Genomic DNA, 20,589 nt, shown 5'->3' with positions numbered 1-20,589 from the left:
CTACCCGTCCAGCAGCGCCAGGGCCGTGCCCTCGTCGATCACCAGATCGGTGATCAGCCCGCCTTTAAGCGCACCGCGCACCGCCTGCAGCTTGCCGCGCCCTGCAACCACGCAGAACCGTGTCGGCACCTTGCGCAGTGCATCGAGGGCTGGCCCGGTGGAACGGGCATTGAGCGAAATATTCGAGCTGGTGCCGTTCTTGTCGAAGAACACCGTGGCCACGTCGCCGACCACACCGATCTCGTTCAGTTCCTGGGCTTCGTCTTTGGTCAAGTAGCCGCCGCGGTACACCTGCGAGACGACAGCGGAACCGGCCGAGCCCAGCGAGAACACCGCGAGGTTCATCTCCTTCTGCACCTGCAGCACCCGTTGGATCGACGTCTCCTGCCACATGGCTTCGCGGGTGGATGCCCGGTCGAAGAAGGCCGGGACCGGGAACTGCTCGGTGCGTGCGGTGAAGGCCTGGCCGAAACGCGTGAGGATGTCGCTGGCGTAGCGCACTCCGCTGGTTACCGGGTTTGCCGCACCATTGAGCTGCACGATTTTCGTGTCATGGGTGGGGTGCGAGCCCAGGGCCATGGACACCGCCTGCATCGTCGACCCCCATGCGACGCCCACGGTCATCGAGGAGGAGACCATGCCGCCGAGCAGATAGGCGGCGTGCGCAGCGACGCGGGAAAGCAATTCGGAGTCGTCCATGTTGCCGTCGGTGGGCACGACGTTGAAGCTTATCCCGTAGTGCTCGGAGAGCTGGTTGCCCAGCAGCGCCGACATGTTGGCGCTGGGCGAGATGCTGATCGAGACCATGCCGGTGCGCTTAGCGTGGGAGAGCAAGCGGGAGACCGTCGAACGCGAGGTTCCCAGCTCTTTGGCGATCGCTTCCATCTTCATGTCCTGCAGGTAGTACAGCTGGGCGGCGCGCAGCGCGTCCTTGGCCTTGGGAGTGCTGTGCACGGATGTGCCATTCGTTGCCCGCTTGTAGGTGCCCCGGGGGGAGGATTTCATCATGATTTAGACCACTTCTGCACGTTTGTGCATTTTGTTTGACCGCTTTGCCGTTCTGTAACAAGACTAGCTTCAGACTCATCCATTTATTACACAAGGGGCACAAATCGTGATTCGGGAACAGCTAGCCAAACTGCGTGAACGTTCGCAGGCGCAGGTTCTGGTTGTTGGCGGCGGCATCAACGGCGTCGCCACTTTCCGCTACCTAGCCATGCAGGGGATCGATGTCGCCCTGGTCGAGCGCGGCGATTACTGCCAGGGCGCCTCCGGTGCCAGCTCCCACATGATCCACGGCGGAATCCGCTACCTGGAGAACGGCGAGTTCCGCCTGGTCCACGAATCCGTGCAGGAACGCAACTCGCTGCTCCAGATCGCGCCGCACTACGTCAAGCCGCTGCAGACCACCATCCCCATTTTCTCCACGTTCTCCGGCATGCTCAGCGCGCCAATGCGCTTCTTGACCCACAAGTCGGGCAAGCCCACAGAGCGCGGCGCCGCGCTGATCAAAGCCGGCTTGATCATGTACGACGTGTTCGCCGGCATCGGCGGACGCAACACCCCATGGCACAACTTCAAGGCAGGCAAGGCTGCCCGCAAGGACCTGCCCGCGCTGCGCGATGACGTGAAGTACACCGCCACCTACTTCGACGCTTCGGTGCACAACCCGGAGCGCCTGACCCTGGACGTGCTTCAGGAAGGCCTGAGCGCCAACAGCGCTGCCCGCGCCAGCAACTACGTCGAACTGACAGGCGTCGACGGCGGCACCGCGAAGCTGCGCGATGTGCTCACCGGCGAAAGCTTCGACTTCGAGGCCGAGGTCATCATCAACGCCACCGGCGCGTGGGTGGATATGACCAATAAAGATCTGGGCCGCGAAACCAAGTGGACCGGCGGCACCAAGGGCTCGCACATCGTGCTCGACCACCCAGAGCTGCTGGCCGCCACCGGCGGGCGTGAAATCTTCTTCGAGCACGAAGACGGCCGCATCGTATTGATCTACCCTATGCTCGGCCGGGTGCTGGTAGGCACCACCGATCTCGAGCACGACATGAACGAGCCAGCGGTTTGCACCGATGAGGAAGTCGACTACTTCTTCGAGCTGGTGCACCATGTCTTCCCGGGCATCCGCGTGAGCGAAGAACAGATCGTCTACAAGTTCTCCGGCGTCCGACCGCTGCCGAATCACGATGACACCGCACCGGGCTTCGTCTCCCGCGACTACCAGGTCAAGGAAACCCGCCTGACCGACAAGACCACGATGCTCTCGCTTATCGGCGGCAAATGGACCACCTTCCGGGCGCTGAGCGAGAACTTGGGCGGCAAAGCGCTTGAATTCCTGGGTGAGCGCGAGACCGCGAGCACCGTGGGCGTAGCCATCGGCGGAGGCAAGAACTTCCCGAAGAATGAGGGCGAGCTGGCCGCCTGGTTTGCGGCCCGCGAGCACCTGGCCGGACGCGAGCGCCTGCGTGTGCTCCTGGAGCGCTACGGCACCGGCGCAGATGCAGTGCTCGAAGCGCTCGGGAGCAGCGAAACCATGCTCGAGCACACCAACGAGCTGTCCTGCCAGGAACTGGCCTACATGGCCAAGCATGAGCAGGTGGGTCGCCTGATCGACGTCTTCATCCGACGCACCAACCTGGCCTTCCGCGGCCTGGTCACGAAGAATTTGGTGATCGAGGCAGCTAATTGCCTCGCTAACCCGATGGAATGGGATAAGTCCCAGATCCAAGCCGAGATCGACCATTCGCTCTCGGTCCTCGCAGAAGCCCACGGTGTCACCCTGGTCTAAGCTGCATCTTGGCCGGCGGCAAGTCGCCGCCGGCAATCGAAACCACTAAGAGGTCAACGTTGTCCACTCACGTGTTTCTCGCCGAATTAGCCGGCACTTTCATACTCCTGCTCATGGGCGGCGGCGTCTGCGCCAACGTCGCCCTGAAAGGCACCCTCGGCAGCGCAGCGGGCTGGGTAGCCATCAGCTTCGGCTGGGGCTTTGCCGTCTACTGCGGCGTCTGGATCGCCGGAATTTCCGGAGCCCACCTGAACCCGGCAGTCACCCTCGGCCTGCTGGTCAACCCGGATGCCGCCGAATACGCCCCAGGGGTCGCCAAGACCTTCGCCAACACGATGCTGTATTTCCTGGCGCAGTTCATTGGCGCCTTCCTCGGTGCCGTGGGAACCTGGCTTGCCTACAAGAAGCATCTGGACGATCCGCAGAACGCGGGCCAGCAGCTGGGTGTCTTCTCCACCGGACCGGCCATCCGCTCCTATGGCTGGAACCTGGTCACGGAGATCTTCGGCACCTTTGTCCTGGTGTTCGTGATCGCCGGGTTGGGCCACACCCCGCATGAGCTCGGCCCGTTGGCCGTGGCCCTGCTGGTTGTCGCCATCGGCCTGTCCCTGGGCGGTGCCACCGGCTACGCCATCAACCCGTTCCGCGACCTGGGTCCACGCGTCGCCCACGCCATCCTGCCGATCAAGGGCAAGGGCTCTTCCGACTGGTCCTATTCGTGGGTTCCGTTGGTCGGTCCAGCTATCGGCGGTATCCTTGGCGGACTTGCCGCCGCGCCAATGTTCTAGAAAGAGAGCAGTGAATCATGAGTGAAAAATTCGTCATCGCCATTGACCAAGGCACCACCAGTTCCCGTGCAATCGTCTTCAACCATGCCGGAGAGGTGCACTCGGTAGGCCAGAAGGAGCACGAGCAGATCTTCCCGGCCGCCGGATGGGTCGAACATGATCCAGCCGAAATCTGGACCAATGTGCGCGAAGTGATCGGCCAGGCCTTGTCCAAGGCCAACCTGACCCGTCACGACATCGAGGTCGTCGGCATCACCAACCAGCGCGAAACCACGGTGGTGTGGGACAAGAACACCGGCGAAGCCGTTTACAACGCGATTGTCTGGCAGGACACCCGTACCCAGGACATCGTCGACGAGCTGGCGGGTGATGGCGGCCTGGAACGCTACAAGCAGACCGTCGGCTTGCCGCTGGCAACCTACTTCTCGGGCACCAAGATCAAGTGGATCCTGGACAATGTCGAAGGCGCGAGGGAACGTGCAGAAGCAGGAGACCTGCTGTTCGGCACCACCGACAGCTGGGTGCTGTGGAACCTGACCGGCGGCGTGGACGGCGGTGTGCACGTTACCGACGTGACCAACGCGTCGCGCACGCTGTTCATGGACCTGAAGACCCTCCAATGGGACGAGAAGATCCTGGCCGATTTCGGCGTGCCGCTGTCCATGATGCCGGAGATCCGTTCGTCTTCGGAGGTGTACGGCACGGTGCACACGAACCAGTTGCTGCGCGAGGTGCCGGTTGCCGGTATCCTGGGCGACCAGCAGGCTGCAACCTTCGGCCAGGCCGCATTCACCGCGGGCACCGCGAAGAATACCTATGGCACCGGCTGCTTCCTGATCTTCAACACCGGCACGGAGATCGTGAATTCGTCCAATGGCCTGCTGACCACGATGGCGTACAAGCTGGGCGAGAGCGCACCGGTGTATGCCCTGGAAGGTTCCATCGCCGTTGCCGGTTCCCTGATCCAGTGGCTGCGCGACAACATCGGCATGATCGCCACAGCCCCGGAGGTCGAACAGCTGGCGGCCCAGGTTGAGGATAACGGCGGCGTATATATCGTTCCGGCTTTCTCCGGCTTGTTCGCTCCCTATTGGCGTTCGGATGCCCGGGGCGCGATCGTCGGCCTGACCCGCTATGCGAACAAGAACCACATTGCCCGTGCGGCGCTCGAGTCCACCGCATTCCAGACGCGAGAAGTACTGGATGCGGTCAACGCCGACGCTGAGGTTCCGTTGACCGAACTGAAGGTCGACGGCGGCATGGTGGCCAACGAAGCCCTGATGCAGTTCCAGGCCGACATCCTCGGCGTGCCAGTGGTTCGCCCGCAGGTCACCGAGACCACCGCGCTGGGTGCGGCTTACGCCGCTGGCCTCGCCGTTGGCTTCTGGAAGGACCTTGGCGAGCTGGAGCAGAACTGGGCCGAGGACAAGCGTTGGGAGCCGACCATGGATGAGGCATCGCGCGAGCGCAGCCTGCGCCTGTGGAAGAAGGCTGTCACGCGCACCTTCGACTGGGTCGACGAGGATACCAAGGCCTGAGCCCGACTGCGGCTTGGCCGGAACCGTTCCGGACACCGGCAGCGCCCGAACCGCCCATTGGCGTGGTTCGGGCGCCGCCCGTTTAAGACGGCCCTGTCAACACCTTGGGCCGCTCAGGTTTCCCGCCCTGCATCAGGGGTTTCTTCCTTGCCCGGCGGCTCGGGGTCCGGTGCGGCAGGTGCGTGGCGGGTGGGGGATTCGCCTGCCTGCCGGGCACCCCAATAGGTATTGCGGCGCGGAATTCGTTCCGGATCGACATGCTCCGGCATGAGCACGTGCGGCAGCCCGTCGACATCGATCACCGTGATCTGCCCGGCGTGGCGCTTGTGGTGATCGCCCGTGCACAGTCCGGCCCCTGACCAGACGCTGGTTTCCCCGCCGTCAGACCAGGGTTTCAGGTAGTGGTCGGTTTCGACCTGGTCCGGGGGCGCGGTGCAGTCAGGCACGATGCAGCCTCGGTCCCGGGCCATGATGGCTTCGCGGATCGCACCCTTGTGATAGCGCATCTTGCGCCCCATATCCAGCACTTGGCTGTTGCCTCCGAGCACGATCGGGATGATGTTCGCCCTGGCCAGTTGCCGCCGCAGCTCGCCGGGCGGGATATCGACGCCGTTGGCGGTCATGCCATGCGCATCGGCCAGGTTTTGCAAGTCTGCGAGCCACAGGTAGACCACGAATTTCGGGGTGACGACCTTCCTTTTTCCGCCGGTGAAGGGGGCCCGCAGCAACGCCATGAATGCATTCAGCCGGCGGCGGTGCAGATCCGGCTGTTCGGTGGCCTCGTCGCTTCGCAGCTCGTCGTGTGCCGCATCGCCATCTGCATGCGCTTCGGTGTTTCCGGGCTCCGGAGCACACCCGTTGCCGGGTTCTGCTTCGTCTTCGGCCCACGGCGGCATGGGGTGTTCGCTGCGCAGCCAGAAAGGCGCCTGCGGTGCAGTTTCTGGTTCAGTTGATGGCTGCGGCTCGGCACCCGAGTCCTGGCTGGCCGTGGAATCGTGGCCGGCCTGGGGTTCCTGATCCTGGTCATCGGGGTTTCCGGTGCCGGAGCCCGATTCCGGCGTGCGCTGCTGTTCGGCTTCGCGGTCGGCGCGGCCTGACTTGGTCCGCGGATTTCCGGCCTGGGCAGCCATCGAATTCAGCAGCTGCGCGTCGCTGGCATCGGTGCGAAGCGAGAAGAAATGCACGCCGTCCTTCACAGGGCCGATGAAGAAGCCCAGTCGCGGCGGCAGCTTTTTGCCATGCAGTTCCTTGTAGGTCCTGATCTCGGCGCTGATCCGCTTCTGCGCTGCCCGTGGGCCCAGGTCGCCCAGCGCTTCGGCCGCGGATTCATCCAGGGTGCGGCCATCGGTGCCGTAGGCTTGCAATTTCAGGGGCACGCCGTCAAAGGTGGTGTCCTGCGGTTCGAGCCGGTCGAGGCGCCGTGCGGCCGAGGCGATGGCCCGGCGGTCGCCAGTGCCCTTGGCATAGAGCCCTGCCAGTTGGGGGAAGCGCGGCGCGCAGATGCCGCCATCGGGGGCGCGGCGCCCGATGAGCAGGTGCGCGTCGGCCAGGCGCTGCCGGGCTTCGAAGTAGCCCAGCCCCAGCCAGGCGGCCAGCAGCTCAGCGGTGTCCTTGTAGCAGCAGCGCCCCGGCACGATGCCCGGCTCCCCGGCAAACAGGTCATCGCTGATGGCTTCGGGATCATCGGCGGGCACCCGCAGCGCGGCATAGCCCTCCAGGGACAACGCGTGGGCGCCGGTGGCTTCGGCCTGCAGCGCGCCTGATAGCTGGTCGCCATGGACCTGCTGGGCGAAGCGTTCGGCCAGCTGCAGATGCGCCAGGACCAGGCGCGGGTCGCCCGAGCCGTGCACCAGCTTGCCCAGCGCCGTGTACAGGGCCAGGCAGAGGTAGCCCAGGCGCAGCAGCATGGCGCCGGATAATGCAGGTCCGAGGTGCAGCGGGACCTGGCATGCGGTGCGCAGAGCGGCGATCAGGGCAGGGGCGTTCATGGCTCCATGATCGGGCGCTGGATCGGCCTGCGCGTCGGCGTAGCCGCCAACTGTGGATAAGCGCGGGCGGCCCGTTGGCGGTTGTGAACAATCTTGCGCTTCACCGATGCGCTGGTGGGCAGGACAGATGCGATAGAATCGCGATATGAATCCTCAGCGCAACCTAGTGTAAGCGCGGCCCGATGGCCGTGCCCCCGAGTGGAAATTTGGGGGCTTTTGTTGTGTCTGGAACCAAGAGCAAATTTTTCTATCGGAAATTTTTCCGCAAAGCGTGTGAGAAGAGCAGCGTGACATCATCGACGAACGAACCCAGGACCTACGACTTCAAGGACATCGAGTCCAAGTGGCTTCCGGTGTGGGACGAGCTACAGGTGTTCAAGCCCGCCGATGACGGCAGCCGCGAACGCCGCTACGTGCTGGACATGTTCCCGTACCCCTCGGGCGATTTGCACATGGGCCACGCCGAGGCCTTCGCCATGGGCGACGTCGTCGCACGCTACTGGCGCCTGCGCGGCTATGACGTGATGCACCCGATCGGCTGGGACTCGTTCGGCCTTCCGGCGGAGAACGCCGCGATCAAGCGCAATGCGCACCCTGCGGAGTGGACCTACAAGAACATCGACACCCAGGCCGCCAGCTTCAAGCGCTACGCGATTTCCGCGGACTGGTCGCGCCGCCTGCACACCTCCGATCCGGAGTACTACCGCTGGACCCAGTGGCTGTTCAACAAGTTCTACGAGAAGGGCCTGGCCTACCGCAAGGACCACCCGGTGAACTGGTGCCCGAAGGACCAGACCGTGCTGGCCAACGAGCAGGTCGTCAACGGCGCGTGCGAACGCTGCGGCACCGCAGTGACCAAGAAGTCGCTGAACCAGTGGTACTTCAAGATCACCGACTACGCCGACCGCCTGCTTGAGGACATGGACCAGCTCAAGGGCCACTGGCCCGAGCGCGTGCTGCTGATGCAGAAGAACTGGATCGGCCGCTCCGAAGGCGCCGAGGTCACCTTCGAGATCGAGGCGCACGAGGATCAGCCGGCGGTGAAGATCCCGGTGTTCACCACCCGCCCGGACACCCTGTACGGCGCGACCTTCATGGTCGTCGCCGCCGATGCCGACCTGGCCGGAGAGTTGGTCACCGCTGAGCACCGCGAAGCGCTGGAAGCCTACCAGGAGCAGGTCAAGGCGCTGAGCGAAATCGAGCGCCAGTCCACCGAGCGCGAGAAGACCGGCGTGTTCACCGGCCGCTACGGGATCAACCCGCTGTCGGGGGAGAAGCTGCCGATCTGGGCCGCCGACTACGTGCTGGCCGACTACGGCACCGGCGCGATCATGGCCGTGCCCGCGCACGACCAGCGCGACCTGGACTTCGCCCGCACCTTCGATTTGCCGGTGCGCGTGGTCGTCGACACCGGGGAAGAGGACCCGAACGCCACCGGCATCGCCACCGCCGGCGAGGGCCAGCTGGTGAACTCCGGGCAGCTGGACGGGCTGGGCAAGGCCGAAGCGATCGCCCGCGCCATCGAAATCGTGGAAGCTGCCGGCACCGGCAAGCACACCGTGAACTTCCGCCTGCGCGACTGGCTGCTGAGCCGCCAGCGCTTCTGGGGCACCCCGATCCCGATCATCCACTGCGCGGACTGCGGCGAGGTGCCGGTTCCCGAGGACCAGCTGCCGGTGCGCCTGCCGGATAATCTGCGCGGCGAGCAGCTCGCCCCGAAGGGCACCAGCCCGCTGGCCGCCGCCGAGGAATGGGTCAACGTTCCCTGCCCGAAGTGCGGGGGAGCGGCCAAGCGCGACACCGACACCATGGACACCTTCGTGGATTCGTCCTGGTACTTCCTGCGCTTCGTCTCCCCGAACTATGCCGAAGGGCCGTTCGACCCGAAGGCGGTGCGCGACTGGATGCCGGTCGGCCAATATGTCGGCGGCGTCGAGCATGCGATCCTGCACCTGCTCTACTCGCGCTTCTTCACCAAGGTCATCCACGATTTGGGCCTGATCGACGCGACCGAGCCGTTCAGCGCGCTGCTGAACCAGGGCCAGGTGCTCAACGGCGGCAAGGCGATGAGCAAGTCGCTGGGCAACGGCGTGGATCTGGGCGAGCAGCTGGACAAGTTCGGCGTCGACGCGGTGCGCCTGACCATGGTGTTCGCCTCCCCTCCGGAGGACGACGTGGACTGGGCCGACGTCTCGCCATCGGGCTCGCAGAAGTTCCTGGCCCGCGCCTGGCGCATTGCCCAGGACGTGGCCAGCGAACCAGGCGTGGACTACGCGGCAGGGGACAAGGCGCTGCGCCAGGTCACCCACCGCACCGTGCACGAGGCCGCGCAGCTGCTGGACTCGGGCAAGTTCAACGTGGTGATCGCCAAGGCCATGGAGCTGGTCAACGCCACCCGCAAGACCATCGACTCCGGTGCCGGCGCGGCCGACCCGGCAGTGCGCGAGGCCGCTACGGTTCTCGCCCAGCTGCTGAGCATGTTCGCCCCGTACACCGCCGAGGACATGTGGGAAGCGCTGGGCTACGCCCCGAGCGTGGTCACCAGCGCGTGGCCGCAGGTCGATGAGTCCCTGCTGGTCGATGACACCATCACCGCGGTCGTGCAGATCAAGGGCAAGGTGCGCGCGCGCCTGGAAGTGCCCGTGGACATTACCGAGGATGAGCTGCGCGAACAGGCGCTGGCCCACGAGTCGGTGATCCGGATGCTCGATGGCAAGGACCCGCTGAAGGTCATCGTGCGTGCGCCGAAGCTGGTGAACGTGGTCCCCGCCCCGTAAGCTCGGCTCATGACTGAACGCCAGAAAAGCTCGCGCGCGGGCTGGCTGCCCAAGTGGCTGGCCCCGCGCGGGCTTTCGCGTACCCGCATCGGGGTGGTCTCCGATTCGGCCTCCTGCCTGCCCGAGGCCTTCGCGCGGCATGCCGATTTCATCCAGGTGCCGATCCCGATCATCGTGGACAACCATGTGCAGGGCGAAGACCTGCAGGCGCTGATGATGGGCCTGGCCATGGGCAAGGCGGTGAAGACCTCCCGCCCCGCACCAGGCGAGTTCGAACGCGCCTACCGGCAGCTGCTGGAGGCCGGGTGCGAATCGGTCATCTCGATCCACATGTCCGGGGCGCTGTCGGGCACCGTGGATGCCGCCCGCTTGGCCGCGCGCGGCTTCGACGCGCCGATCGCCGTGGTCGACACGCGTACCGTCTGCCTGCCCCAGGGCTTCGCCGTGGCCGATGTGCTGGCTGCGCGCGACGCCGGCGCCCCGCTGGAAATGCTCGAGCAGATCGCCGGCACCGCCACCGCCAATTCCGTGTACTTCGCGGTGCCCAGCCTGGAGCAGCTGCGCCGCGGCGGCCGGATCAGCGCACTGTCCTCGGTTCTCGGCAGCCTGCTGAACTTCAAGCCGATCCTCGGTATTGCCGATGGCGCGATCGCCGCCCTGGAAAAGCCCCGCTCCTTCGCGCGCGCCACCGCGCGGCTGGTCTCGCTGGCCTTGCGCGATGCCCGTGGCGCGAAGGGCGAGGTGCGCCTGGGGGTGATGCATTTCGGCGCCGAGGAACTGGCCGAGGAGATCGCCACCGAACTGGCCCCGTTCAGCGCTGCGCCGGTCGTGGTCGAGTCGCTTCCCGCGGTGCTGGCCGCGCATACCGGCATGGGCGTGATCGCGGTGTGCGTCGCGCCGCTGAATCCACAGCCGGAATCGATCCTGGGCAACCCGCCGGCGCCATAGCCCAGACTGTGGCCCATGGGCCGCCACGACTTCTTCAGCAAGTACGCGCCACGTCCCGGCCGCTTGAGGTTTGCGATCTCGCGCGTGGCCGTGCTGGTGCTGGTCATCGTGGTGCTCGCCTGGATCGCCATTTCCATCCTGCTGGCGCCACCGCCGGTAGCCCAGGAGCTTGAAACGGTTCCGCTTGTGTCCGATCCCTCCGCGTCGGCTCCGGGGGACCAGCTGTCCCCGAGCCCCGCCGGTCCCGAGGTCACGGTCCATGTGGTCGGCGCGGTGAAGAAGCCCGGCGTCTACACGCTGCCCGCGGATTCGCGGATCACCGATGCGGTCGAGGCCGCCGGCGGGCTGGCCAAGGGCGCCCAGGCGCAGCTGGTGAACCTGGCCGCCAAGCTGGTCGACGGCCAGCAGGTCATCCTTCCCGGCACCGAGACCGGCAGGGACTTCCCAGCCGCCCCGAGCGCCACGGCCGGAGGGAAGATCTCGCTGAACACCGCCGATGCGCAGACCCTGCAGGAGCTTCCGGGGATCGGCCCGGCCCTGGCCGGCAGGATCATCGACTTCCGCACCGAGAACGGCCCCTTCACCTCCGTAGAGGAGCTGGACGCGGTCTCCGGCATCGGCCCGGCGCTGCTGGGGCAGCTGAGCGAGCTGGTGGTCCCGTGAACACCGATTTCCGGGGCCTGTGGCTGCTGGCCGGTGCCTGGACCGCCGCCTATTTCAGCCTCCCGGCCTGGCTGCTGTGGCTGCTGTCGGCGCTGCTCGCCTTTCTGCTGTTCCTCCTCCTGCGTCCCCGGCACGACCGCGCCTACGCCGCACCGTGGTTCACCGGTCCGATCATCCTGCTGCTGGGAATGGTCGCGGTCAGCAGCCTGTCGTTCACCGACCCCCAATGCCAGCTGCCCGGCGCTCCCGAGCAGCAGCGGCGCGCGGTCGTGCGTTTCGAGGACCTGGCCAGCGCGCAGGGCCAGGGAAGCACCGCGGGCCGGGCGGAAATCCAGCGCTACTGGGACGATGGCCAATGGGTGGCATGCCAGGTGCCGGTCTACCTGAGCGTGGATTTCGGGCTGCCTGCCAACGCCGGGCAGTTCGAGGCCATCCTCGATCTGGACGCCGCGGATGCCGGATCCTTCGACTGGTGGGCGCAGGCCGCCAGCGAGCCGCAGGTCAGTTCGTGGGCGGAACCGACTGCCGCCGACCTGCTTAAGGAACGCTTCACCCTCAGCCTGCGCGACCTGCCCGGCAATGCGCAGGCGCTGCTGCCCGGCATGCTCTACGGCGACCGCTCCGGGCAGGATGAAGCGCTGGGCGAGGCGATGAGATCCAGCGGGCTGAGTCATCTCACCGCCGTGAGCGGCTCGAATATCGCCCTGATCGGGGCCATCGTGCTGGTGCTGTTCCGGCTGTTCTCGGTTCCGCGCGTCCCCAGCGCGATCCTGATGATTGGCGTGGTCGGGCTTTTCGCCTGGTTCGCCGGGCCGGATCCCAGCGTGCTGCGCGCCAGCCTGATGGGCAGCATTGCGGCGGTTTCGGTACTGCTCGGCCGCGGCCAGGGCTCATTGGGGATCCTGTGCCTGAGTGGCACAGCCTTGCTGGCCATCGATCGAAGCCTGGGCGCCGAACCGGCTTTTGCCCTGTCGGTGCTGGCAACCTTGGGCATCATCATGCTCTCGCCGGCGCTGACCGAAATCTTGCTCCACATCATGCCGGCCTGGCTGGCGCAGCTGACCGCCATCTGCTGTGCCGCGCAATTCACCTGCCTGCCGGTGGTGATCGCATTGAATTCGGATTTCAGCCTGTACTCGCTGCCCGCGAATCTACTGGTGGCGCCGTTGCTGCCGTTGATTACCGCGCTCGGAATGATCTGCCTGCTGCTGTGCACCCCATGGCCGGGATTCGAATCGGTGCTGATCTGGGTGCCCGGACTTCCAGCCGAAGCCATCGGCAAGGTTGCCCATGCCGTCTCCGGGCTGCCGGGTGCTGACCGTCCATGGCCCGCAGGGCTGCCGGGAATCCTGCTGGCGGTCATGCTGTCGCTTGCGCTGTGCTCGCTGCTGGTGCTGGGCCGCGAAACCGAGCGGCTGCGCGTGCGCCAGGTCTCGCTCGGCGTGCTGGGCGCGATCATGGTCTTCGCCGTGGCGCTCATTGTGCCTGCAACCCTGTTCTATCGGGAAGATGTTGCCACGGATTGGAGCATCGCCATGTGCGATGTGGGGCAGGGCGATGCGTTCGTCATCAACCTGGGGGATGCGGAAGGCTGGCTGATCGATACCGGGCCGCCGGATAGCGGTTTGCTGCTGTGCCTGGAGCGGCTGGGCATCACCACGCTGGGCAAGGTCTTCATCACGCATACGCACAGCGACCATTTCGGCGCCATCCGGGAACTGGAGGAGTCGAAAGTTCGGATCGGGGACCGCCTGGTCTCGACCGGATTCGATCTGGAACTCTGGCCCGGGGCTCGGGTGCTGGAGCCTGGTACGCGGCAGACTGCGGGGGAGGTGAGCTTCGAAGTCGTGGGTCCCGAGGCGCGTTACGCGCAATACGCCGAGCCCAACGACACGTCGCTGGTCATCCGGTTCAGCTTTTCCACCCCGAGTGGTGCCGTCGATTTCTTTGCCGCCGGGGATATGGAGACCGAAGCCATGGATCGCCTGCTGCGGCTGCGTCCGCAAGGCCAGGCAGCGATCTTGAAGGCTTCGCACCATGGAGCACGCAACGGAGGCACGGAGATCATTGAGCAGATCCATCCGCAGATCCTGCTGGTCTCCGCCGGGAAGGACAATTCCTATGGCCACCCGCACCCGGAAACATTGGAAATGGCGAAGCGGATCGACGCGACAGTGCTGCGCACCGACCAATCCGGTACCGTACTGCTCACATTTACCGGCCAGGGCATCCGTGGTACCTCCCTTGGTACTCCGGTTCGGTAGGATCAATATATCGACCGATGCACTAAGGAGTTCGATGGCACGCGCCCAAGCAAATCCGGGTATCTCATGGCGGGAACTGCGCCCGCAACCGCTGATCCTGCTGACCGGTTCAGAAGATTACCTCGCTTCGCGCGCCTTCGAGCTGCTGCGCTCCCAAGCCGGCCAGCGGGACGACATCCAGCACACGCGTCTTGATGCGGCCAAGTACGAGCCGGGAGAGCTGCTCATGGCCACCAGCTCTTCGCTGTTCTCCACCGCCAATCTGGTCGAGGTCCACGAACTGGCGCACATGAATGAGTACTTCCTCAAGGACGCGATGGCCTATCTGAAGGACCAGGCGCCCGAGAATGTGCTGATCATGCACTATTCGGGCGGTACCCGCGGCAAGAAGCTGATCGACGCGATCAAGGCCGCCGGCGCGGTGGTCGTCAACTGCCAGCCGGTGAAGAAGGACTCCGAGAAGATCGACTTCGTCCAGTCCGAATTCAAGGCAGCCAAGCGCCGGATTACCAATGACGCGGTCAAGGCCCTCGTTGCCGCAGTCGGCAATTCGCTGGCAGAGCTCGGTTCGAGCTGCTCCCAGCTGATCGCCGACACCACGGGAACGATTGACCAGGATACCGTTGACAAGTACTACGGGGGCCGGGTCGAAGCGACCGCGTTCAAGGTGGCCGATGCGGCGATTTCGGGCAATGCCCAGCTGGCGCTGCGCACCTTGCGCCACGCGCTGGGTACCGGAACCGACCCGATTCCCGTTGTTGCCACCTTGGCGATGAAGGTCCGCCAGATCGCCAAGGTCGCGGGCGTGAATGAACCTGCTGCTGCCCTGGCCTCCGAATTGGGGATGGCTCCGTGGCAGGTGCAGCAGGCGCAGCAGCAGGCTCGCGGCTGGAAGCGCGGCGATCTGGCCCTGTGCGTCGAGGAAATCGCGAATACCGACCGCATGGTCAAGGGCGGCAGCCGTTCACCCGGATATGCCTTGGAACACGCCATCATGTTTATTGCCGGCAAGGCACCTGGACGCTGAGCCCGTTCAGATCCAGTGGGTGCGCGCACGATGCATTCGTGCACGCCTCCACTGCGGCCGCTTCCGCGAAGCCTGCCACGCGTCCCTGATCCGGGAAAGCCGCGAAAAGCAGTTTTGGGCAAAACAAAACCCCCGCACTCGATGAGCGCGGGGGAGTTGATGAAGTCTGAGCTCGGCTTAGAGGGCGTTAACCTTCTTGGCGATGGCCGACTTGCGGTTAGCAGCGTTGTTCTTGTGCAGAACACCCTTGCTTACAGCCTTGTCGAGCTTCTTGCCAGCCAGGCGCAGCGCCTCGGTTGCCTTGTCCTTGTCGCCGGCGGCGATTGCCTCGTTGACGTTGCGGATCACGGTCTTGACCTCGGAACGGACAGCTACGTTACGCAGACGTGCCTTCTCGTTGGTCAGGTTACGCTTCTTCTGGGACTTGATGTTAGCCACTTTAATAAACTCTCTCGTTTATCGTTTTATACGGTCGGTAGAGGGTTCATCCTCCAGGCCATCGACTGAGCGGTGTGGGGCACCTATGGCGACCCGAAGGGGGCGTGTTGCCCAACCTGCGCAACACACAAGGATTAACTCTATCAGATACAGACCCCGGCAACGAGTGCCTACGCGAGTTCGTTTAGGGCGTTCACCACATTCGAGAAGCGTTCGCGGTCCAGAATGGCGCCTTCGCGGCGAACACCCCGTTCGTCTACTCGAATGATGCGATCAAGCTTGACATCACTAGGGCGACGCTCGCGGTCCCAGTCCCCGGTACCAATATCCATGTAATTCCGATCGCGGTGACCCGGATTATTCCGGTCCTTGCTGGTTAGCATGAGCCCGAGCAGCCAACCGCTATCGCGTCCAACAATCAGCACCGGTCGATCTTTGCCTCTCGAATAGTCTTCTTCATAAGGAACCCAGGTCCAAACGATCTCGCCTGGATCAGCATTGCCATCCTTGGACGGGTTGTACTCGTAGTGAACCTTGCCACGGTAATCGCCCGGGTATCCGGCAGCCCTTGGCACATGCTGCACGGTGGATGCTGCTGGAGATTCTCCACTAGCACTCCGAGTCCAACCGTTCGGGCGGTTGCGAGCTGGGGAACTGCCGGTCGAATTCGCGCGGATCTTGTTGATTTCCTTGATCGCGCGCATGACGATGCTAAATATCTTCTGCGGATTCAGTGCCATGCACGACAAACTACCAGTTCGAGGCTGTCGAAATATGTGATGACGCGGAAATCATGACAGAATGGAAGCTAATCCAACTATGTCTTTTAGTCAGCTAGTGAGGTCTGTTTAGGTGTCTCCATTGGCCCGCACCGCCCAGGTGCCTGCCGCGACCGATCCGTCGCTCATCCGTAATTTCTGCATTATTGCCCATATCGACCACGGCAAGTCGACCCTGGCCGACCGGATGCTGCAGCTGACCGGCGTTGTTGCTGCCCGCGACATGAAGGCCCAGTACCTCGACCGCATGGACATCGAGCGCGAACGCGGCATCACCATCAAGTCCCAGGCCGTGCGCATGCCCTGGGCCGCCGAGGACGGCACGACGTACGCGCTGAATATGATCGATACCCCGGGGCACGTCGACTTCACCTATGAAGTCTCGCGTTCGCTGGCCGCCTGCGAAGGCGCGATCCTGCTGGTCGACGCCGCCCAGGGCATCGAAGCCCAGACCCTGGCGAATCTGTATCTGGCCATTGAGGGCGATCTGACGATCATCCCGGTGCTGAACAAGATCGACCTGCCTAACGCGCAGCCGGAGAAGTACGCCGCCGAGATCGCCAACCTGATCGGTTGCGAGCCCGAAGACGTGCTGAAGGTTTCAGGCAAGACCGGCGAAGGCGTCGAGGCGCTGCTCGACGAAGTCATCAAGCAGCTGCCGCCGCCGGTCGGCGAAGCCGACGCACCGGCCCGTGCGATGATCTTCGACTCCGTCTATGACACCTACCGCGGCGTGGTCACTTACGTCCGAGTGGTCGACGGCAAGCTCACTCCTCGCGAGAAGATCCAGATGATGTCCACCGGCACCACCCACGAACTGCTGGAAATCGGCGTATCCTCGCCGAACCCCGAGCCCACCAAGGGCCTGGGCGTCGGCGAGGTAGGCTACCTGATCACCGGCGTGAAGGACGTGCGCCAGTCCAAGGTCGGCGATACCGTCACCAACTCGCTCAAGCCTGCCAGCGAATCCCTGGGCGGCTACGAAGAAGCCAAGCCGATGGTCTTCTCCGGCCTGTACCCGATGGACGGGACCGACTACCCGGCACTGCGTGATGCGCTGGACAAGCTGCAGCTCAACGATGCCGCACTGACCTACGAGCCGGAAACGTCCGTCGCACTGGGCTTCGGCTTCCGCGTGGGCTTCCTGGGCCTGCTGCACCTGGAAATCACCCGCCAGCGCCTGGAATCCGAATTCAACCTGGACCTGATCTCCACCGCGCCGAACGTGGTGTACGAGGTCATGGGCGAAGACAAGCAGATGATGACGGTGACCAACCCTTCGGAATTCCCCGATGGGAAGATCCTCGAGGTGCATGAGCCGATGGTCGCCGCCACCATCCTGGCGCCGAGCGAATTCATTGGTGCGGTCATGGAGCTGTGCCAGTCCCGCCGCGGCACCATGCGAGGGATGGACTACCTCTCCGAGGACCGCGTGGAAATGCGCTACCACCTGCCGCTGGCCGAGATCGTGTTCGACTTCTTCGACCAGCTCAAGTCCAAGACCCGCGGCTACGCTTCGCTGGATTGGAAGGCCGACGGCGAGCAGGTGGCAGACCTGGTCAAGGTCGACATCCTGCTCCAGGGCGACCAGGTGGACGCATTCTCCGCGATCACCCACCGCGACAAGGCCTACGCCTACGGCACCATGATGACCACGAAGCTGCGCGAGCTGATCCCGCGCCAGCAGTTCGAAGTGCCGATCCAGGCCGCGATCGGTTCGCGCATCATTGCCCGCGAGAACATCCGCGCCATCCGCAAGGACGTGCTCGCCAAGTGCTACGGCGGCGACATCAGCCGCAAGCGCAAGCTGCTGGAAAAGCAGAAGGAAGGCAAGAAGCGCATGAAGATGGTCGGCCGCGTGGAGGTCCCGCAAGAGGCCTTCATTGCAGCGCTGTCCACCGACGAGCCGAAAAAGAAGTAAATGCCATCAGTTCTGCCTGACGGCGATCCGGCTCCGGCCGATGGTCTGCTCCCTGCCTCATGCGCGCATGAGGCACAGGAGCGGACCATGTCCTTTTATGTGCATATCCCGTTTTGCACCGTCCGTTGCGGCTACTGCGATTTCAACACCTACACCGCCACGGAGCTGGGCTCCGGTTCCAGCCAAGCGACCTACGCTGCCACCGTCAGCAAGGAAATCAGCTTCGCCCGCGAGGTGATGGACCGTTCGGGCCAGCCGGATCGCGAAATCGAGACCATCTTCTTCGGAGGCGGCACTCCCACATTGCTGCCCGCCGGCGACCTGGTTTCGGTGCTCGGCAGGATCCGCGACGAATTCGGCCTGAAGCCAGGTGCAGAAATCACCACCGAGGCCAACCCTGATTCGGTAACCCGCGAGAGCCTGCAGGAGCTGGCCGATGGCGGTTTCACCCGGGTGTCCTTCGGCATGCAGTCGGCGGTGCCGCATGTGCTCAAGGTGCTGGAGCGCACCCATGATCCGAAGCGGGTTCCGCAAGCGGTTGCCTGGGCGCGCGAGGCCGGCCTGGATGTCAGTGTCGATCTGATTTATGGCACCCCGGGGGAGAGCCTTGAGGATTGGCGCACCAGCATTGAAGCCGCGCTGAGCTACGAGCCTGATCATATTTCGGCCTACGCGCTGATCATCGAGGAGGGCACCAAGCTCGCGGCCCAGATCCGCCGCGGCCAGGTGCCGAACATCGACGATGACGATCATGCCGAAAAGTACCAGATGGCCGATGAGATGTTTGCCGCGGCCGGTTTCTCCTGGTACGAGGTCAGCAATTGGGCCAAGTCTCCGGCCAATGCGTGCCAGCACAACATCGCCTACTGGAAGGGCGGCGACTGGTGGGGTGCAGGCCCCGGCGCGCATTCGCACGTTGGCGGACTGCGCTGGTGGAATGTGAAGCATCCAGCCGCCTATCAGCAGCGGATCGACGCCGGAATTTCACCGGGACACGGCCGCGAGTACCCGGATGCCCAAGCCGTGCAGCTGGAACGCACCATGCTGCTCACCCGCTTGAGCTCTGGAATGCAGATCAGCGAGCTCGATGAGACCGGGCGCAAGAAGATTGCCGGATTGATCGCAGACGAGCTGATTGATGCCAAGGCAGCATTCTCCGGGACCTTGGTGTTAACGCAGCGAGGCCGGCTCCTGGCCGACCTCGTGGTGCGTGAACTGCTTGATTTCTGAGACTGGGTAGCTGGCGCTACTTCATCAGCCTCAGATTGAATCGATAGCGGTAGGGGCGTCCCTTGTTGGCCTGGATGGCGGCAAGGGCGCCGGAGACCGTCATGTAGACCCACAGGGCCACGGCCAGAACTGCAAAAAGCCAGCCGATCACCGGCAAGATCATCAGCACGTTGAACACGATGGCCAGAATGGTCAGCGGGAACGTGAAATTGAACGCTTCCTTGGATTCCTGTGCCGTGAATGGGCCGCGGTCACGGAATACGGCGAAGACGATTGCCGATGGAACACAACCCAAGATGGCGCCGAAGTGGGCCATCGTGGCCCACTGGCGGTCTTCTGAAGGAGTCAGCGGCAGCGCAGAGGTCCGGGAACCTTCGAAGCGGGAATCCTCCGATGGCTTCGTCTGGCGTGATGTCACTATTAATCCTTGTCTTGCTTAAGTGTGGTTCCTCTAATCATAGCGACCGCGGCTGAGCGGACGGGGAGATTCGCCGACTAATCTCCAACTATTAGTCAATCGTTAGGAAACCGTAATCTTCGGTCGTGAGAAAATCGATCAATTCTTCTATTCGGCCCAGCAGCTGCGGTTCAAGCTGCCCGTAATGCTGCACCGTGGACAGCAGCCGTTGCCATCCGATGCCGATATCCTCTGCCGTAGCGTGCGGCCAGCCAAAGGCCTTGAGCACTCCGGTTTTCCAGTCGACCCCCTTGGGGATGACCGGCCACGCCTTGATGCCCAGGGTCGCAGGCTTTATCGCCTGCCACACGTCAACGTAGGGGTGGCCGAGGATCAGCACGTTATCGGCGGCACCGGGAACCTGCATCGCCTCGGCGACAATACGCGATTCCTTGCTGCCAGCGACGAGGTGGTCGACCAGGATTCCCAGACGACGCTGCGGCGACGGGGCGAAGTCGCGGATGGCTCCGGCCAGATCGTCAACGCCATGCAGCGGTTCGACGACAATGCCTTCGACACGCAAGTCGTGTCCCCAGACTTTTTCAACCAGCTCGGCATCGTGCTTGCCTTCAACCCAGATGCGGCTGGCCCTGGCCTCCCGGGCCTTCAGCCCCGCTACGGCACGCGAACCCGAAGCGGAAACCAGGTTCTTCGGCGGCGCGGCCTTGGCGACGGGCTCGACAATTTCCACCGGTTCGCCTTCGAGGAGGAACCCGAAGCCCGCTTGGAAGGAACGGCTCTTGCCGTGGCGGTCTTCGAGCATGATCACGCGCATGCCGCCGGACTTTTCGGTACGGATGACTTCTCCCACCCAACCTGAGGTGGCATCTTCCAGGATCATGCCACGTTCCACGGGGACCTGGCGGAGTTTTCGAGGTGCCGGTGCACTGAGATCTCGTGGTCCCCAGGAGTAATTAGCCACGTACTGCCTTTCGCTGTGATCGAATACGCTCGAAATCCAATGCTAGCAACAGCTG

The 20,589-nt window shown here is 64.1% G+C and carries 16 protein-coding genes; 10 read left to right on the top strand and 6 right to left on the bottom strand.

What is annotated here, in order from left to right:
- On the bottom strand, positions 1 to 1,008 hold the full coding sequence (locus ACR9WD_RS08540) for a sugar-binding transcriptional regulator (protein WP_073706213.1): 1,008 nt from the start codon (positions 1,006 to 1,008) through the stop codon (positions 1 to 3).
- A gap of 106 nt (positions 1,009 to 1,114) precedes the next feature.
- On the opposite strand from ACR9WD_RS08540, the gene ACR9WD_RS08535 reads away from it, so the two are divergent.
- From ACR9WD_RS08535 to glpK, 3 genes are read left to right on the top strand one after another with little or no spacing between them, the layout of a single operon-like run.
- The gene (locus ACR9WD_RS08535; protein WP_190263578.1) at positions 1,115 to 2,794 is read left to right on the top strand and encodes a glycerol-3-phosphate dehydrogenase/oxidase; all 1,680 of its coding nucleotides are present in this window, start codon (positions 1,115 to 1,117) and stop codon (positions 2,792 to 2,794) included.
- A gap of 59 nt (positions 2,795 to 2,853) precedes the next feature.
- The gene (locus ACR9WD_RS08530; protein ID WP_038991305.1) at positions 2,854 to 3,582 is read left to right on the top strand and encodes an MIP/aquaporin family protein; all 729 of its coding nucleotides are present in this window, start codon (positions 2,854 to 2,856) and stop codon (positions 3,580 to 3,582) included.
- Positions 3,583 to 3,599: 17 nt separating this feature from the next.
- Positions 3,600 to 5,120, top strand: coding sequence for a glycerol kinase GlpK (gene glpK, locus ACR9WD_RS08525; protein WP_073706215.1), 1,521 nt, complete (start codon positions 3,600 to 3,602; stop codon positions 5,118 to 5,120).
- 113 nt (positions 5,121 to 5,233) lie between these two features.
- Here glpK and ACR9WD_RS08520 read toward each other — a convergent pair whose 3' ends face one another.
- Complete coding sequence (locus ACR9WD_RS08520) at positions 5,234 to 7,108, bottom strand: HNH endonuclease signature motif containing protein (protein ID WP_190265134.1); 1,875 nt, start codon at positions 7,106 to 7,108, stop codon at positions 5,234 to 5,236.
- A 287-nt stretch (positions 7,109 to 7,395) separates the two neighbouring features.
- Between ACR9WD_RS08520 and leuS the strand changes: the two genes are divergently transcribed.
- From leuS to holA, 5 genes are read left to right on the top strand one after another with little or no spacing between them, the layout of a single operon-like run.
- Complete coding sequence (gene leuS, locus ACR9WD_RS08515; RefSeq protein WP_121866838.1) at positions 7,396 to 9,885, top strand: leucine--tRNA ligase; 2,490 nt, start codon at positions 7,396 to 7,398, stop codon at positions 9,883 to 9,885.
- 9 nt (positions 9,886 to 9,894) lie between these two features.
- Positions 9,895 to 10,833, top strand: coding sequence for a DegV family protein (locus ACR9WD_RS08510; RefSeq protein ID WP_434921932.1), 939 nt, complete (start codon positions 9,895 to 9,897; stop codon positions 10,831 to 10,833).
- 15 nt (positions 10,834 to 10,848) lie between these two features.
- Positions 10,849 to 11,496, top strand: coding sequence for a helix-hairpin-helix domain-containing protein (locus ACR9WD_RS08505; RefSeq protein WP_434921931.1), 648 nt, complete (start codon positions 10,849 to 10,851; stop codon positions 11,494 to 11,496).
- Positions 11,493 to 13,760, top strand: coding sequence for a ComEC/Rec2 family competence protein (locus tag ACR9WD_RS08500; RefSeq protein WP_434921930.1), 2,268 nt, complete (start codon positions 11,493 to 11,495; stop codon positions 13,758 to 13,760). Before ACR9WD_RS08505 ends, ACR9WD_RS08500 begins: the two co-directional genes overlap by 4 nt.
- Before the next feature lie 34 nt (positions 13,761 to 13,794).
- A complete protein-coding gene (gene holA / locus ACR9WD_RS08495) occupies positions 13,795 to 14,787 on the top strand; it encodes a DNA polymerase III subunit delta (RefSeq protein WP_434921929.1) in 993 nt (330 codons plus the stop codon).
- Positions 14,788 to 14,964: 177 nt separating this feature from the next.
- On the opposite strand, the gene rpsT is transcribed toward holA, so the two are convergent.
- Positions 14,965 to 15,225, bottom strand: a complete 261-nt coding sequence (gene rpsT / locus ACR9WD_RS08490) for a 30S ribosomal protein S20 (RefSeq protein WP_038991103.1) — start codon at positions 15,223 to 15,225, stop codon at positions 14,965 to 14,967.
- A 170-nt stretch (positions 15,226 to 15,395) separates the two neighbouring features.
- Positions 15,396 to 15,965 carry a type II toxin-antitoxin system PemK/MazF family toxin gene (locus tag ACR9WD_RS08485; RefSeq protein WP_434921928.1) on the bottom strand — a complete coding sequence of 190 codons (570 nt, stop codon included), beginning with the start codon at positions 15,963 to 15,965 and terminating at the stop codon, positions 15,396 to 15,398.
- A gap of 112 nt (positions 15,966 to 16,077) precedes the next feature.
- On the opposite strand from ACR9WD_RS08485, the gene lepA reads away from it, so the two are divergent.
- Positions 16,078 to 17,925 carry a translation elongation factor 4 gene (lepA, locus tag ACR9WD_RS08480; RefSeq protein WP_038991100.1) on the top strand — a complete coding sequence of 616 codons (1,848 nt, stop codon included), beginning with the start codon at positions 16,078 to 16,080 and terminating at the stop codon, positions 17,923 to 17,925.
- Positions 17,926 to 19,155: a radical SAM family heme chaperone HemW gene (gene hemW, locus ACR9WD_RS08475; protein WP_434921927.1), complete on the top strand. Its 1,230-nt coding sequence runs from the start codon at positions 17,926 to 17,928 to the stop codon at positions 19,153 to 19,155. It begins immediately after the preceding gene.
- A gap of 16 nt (positions 19,156 to 19,171) precedes the next feature.
- Here hemW and ACR9WD_RS08470 read toward each other — a convergent pair whose 3' ends face one another.
- Together ACR9WD_RS08470 and ACR9WD_RS08465 are read right to left on the bottom strand one after the other, a co-directional pair.
- The gene (locus ACR9WD_RS08470; protein ID WP_434921926.1) at positions 19,172 to 19,573 is read right to left on the bottom strand and encodes a DUF4870 domain-containing protein; all 402 of its coding nucleotides are present in this window, start codon (positions 19,571 to 19,573) and stop codon (positions 19,172 to 19,174) included.
- Between the two features lie 91 nt (positions 19,574 to 19,664).
- Complete coding sequence (locus ACR9WD_RS08465; RefSeq protein WP_434921925.1) at positions 19,665 to 20,534, bottom strand: DUF3097 domain-containing protein; 870 nt, start codon at positions 20,532 to 20,534, stop codon at positions 19,665 to 19,667.
- Positions 20,535 to 20,589 lie beyond the last annotated feature (55 nt).

This window comes from Glutamicibacter sp. PAEs-4 (assembly GCF_051161755.1).
GTDB lineage: Bacteria > Actinomycetota > Actinomycetes > Actinomycetales > Micrococcaceae > Glutamicibacter > Glutamicibacter nicotianae.
The sequence above is the reverse complement of the archived record's forward strand: the minus strand, read 5'-3'. Positions and strand labels throughout refer to the sequence as shown.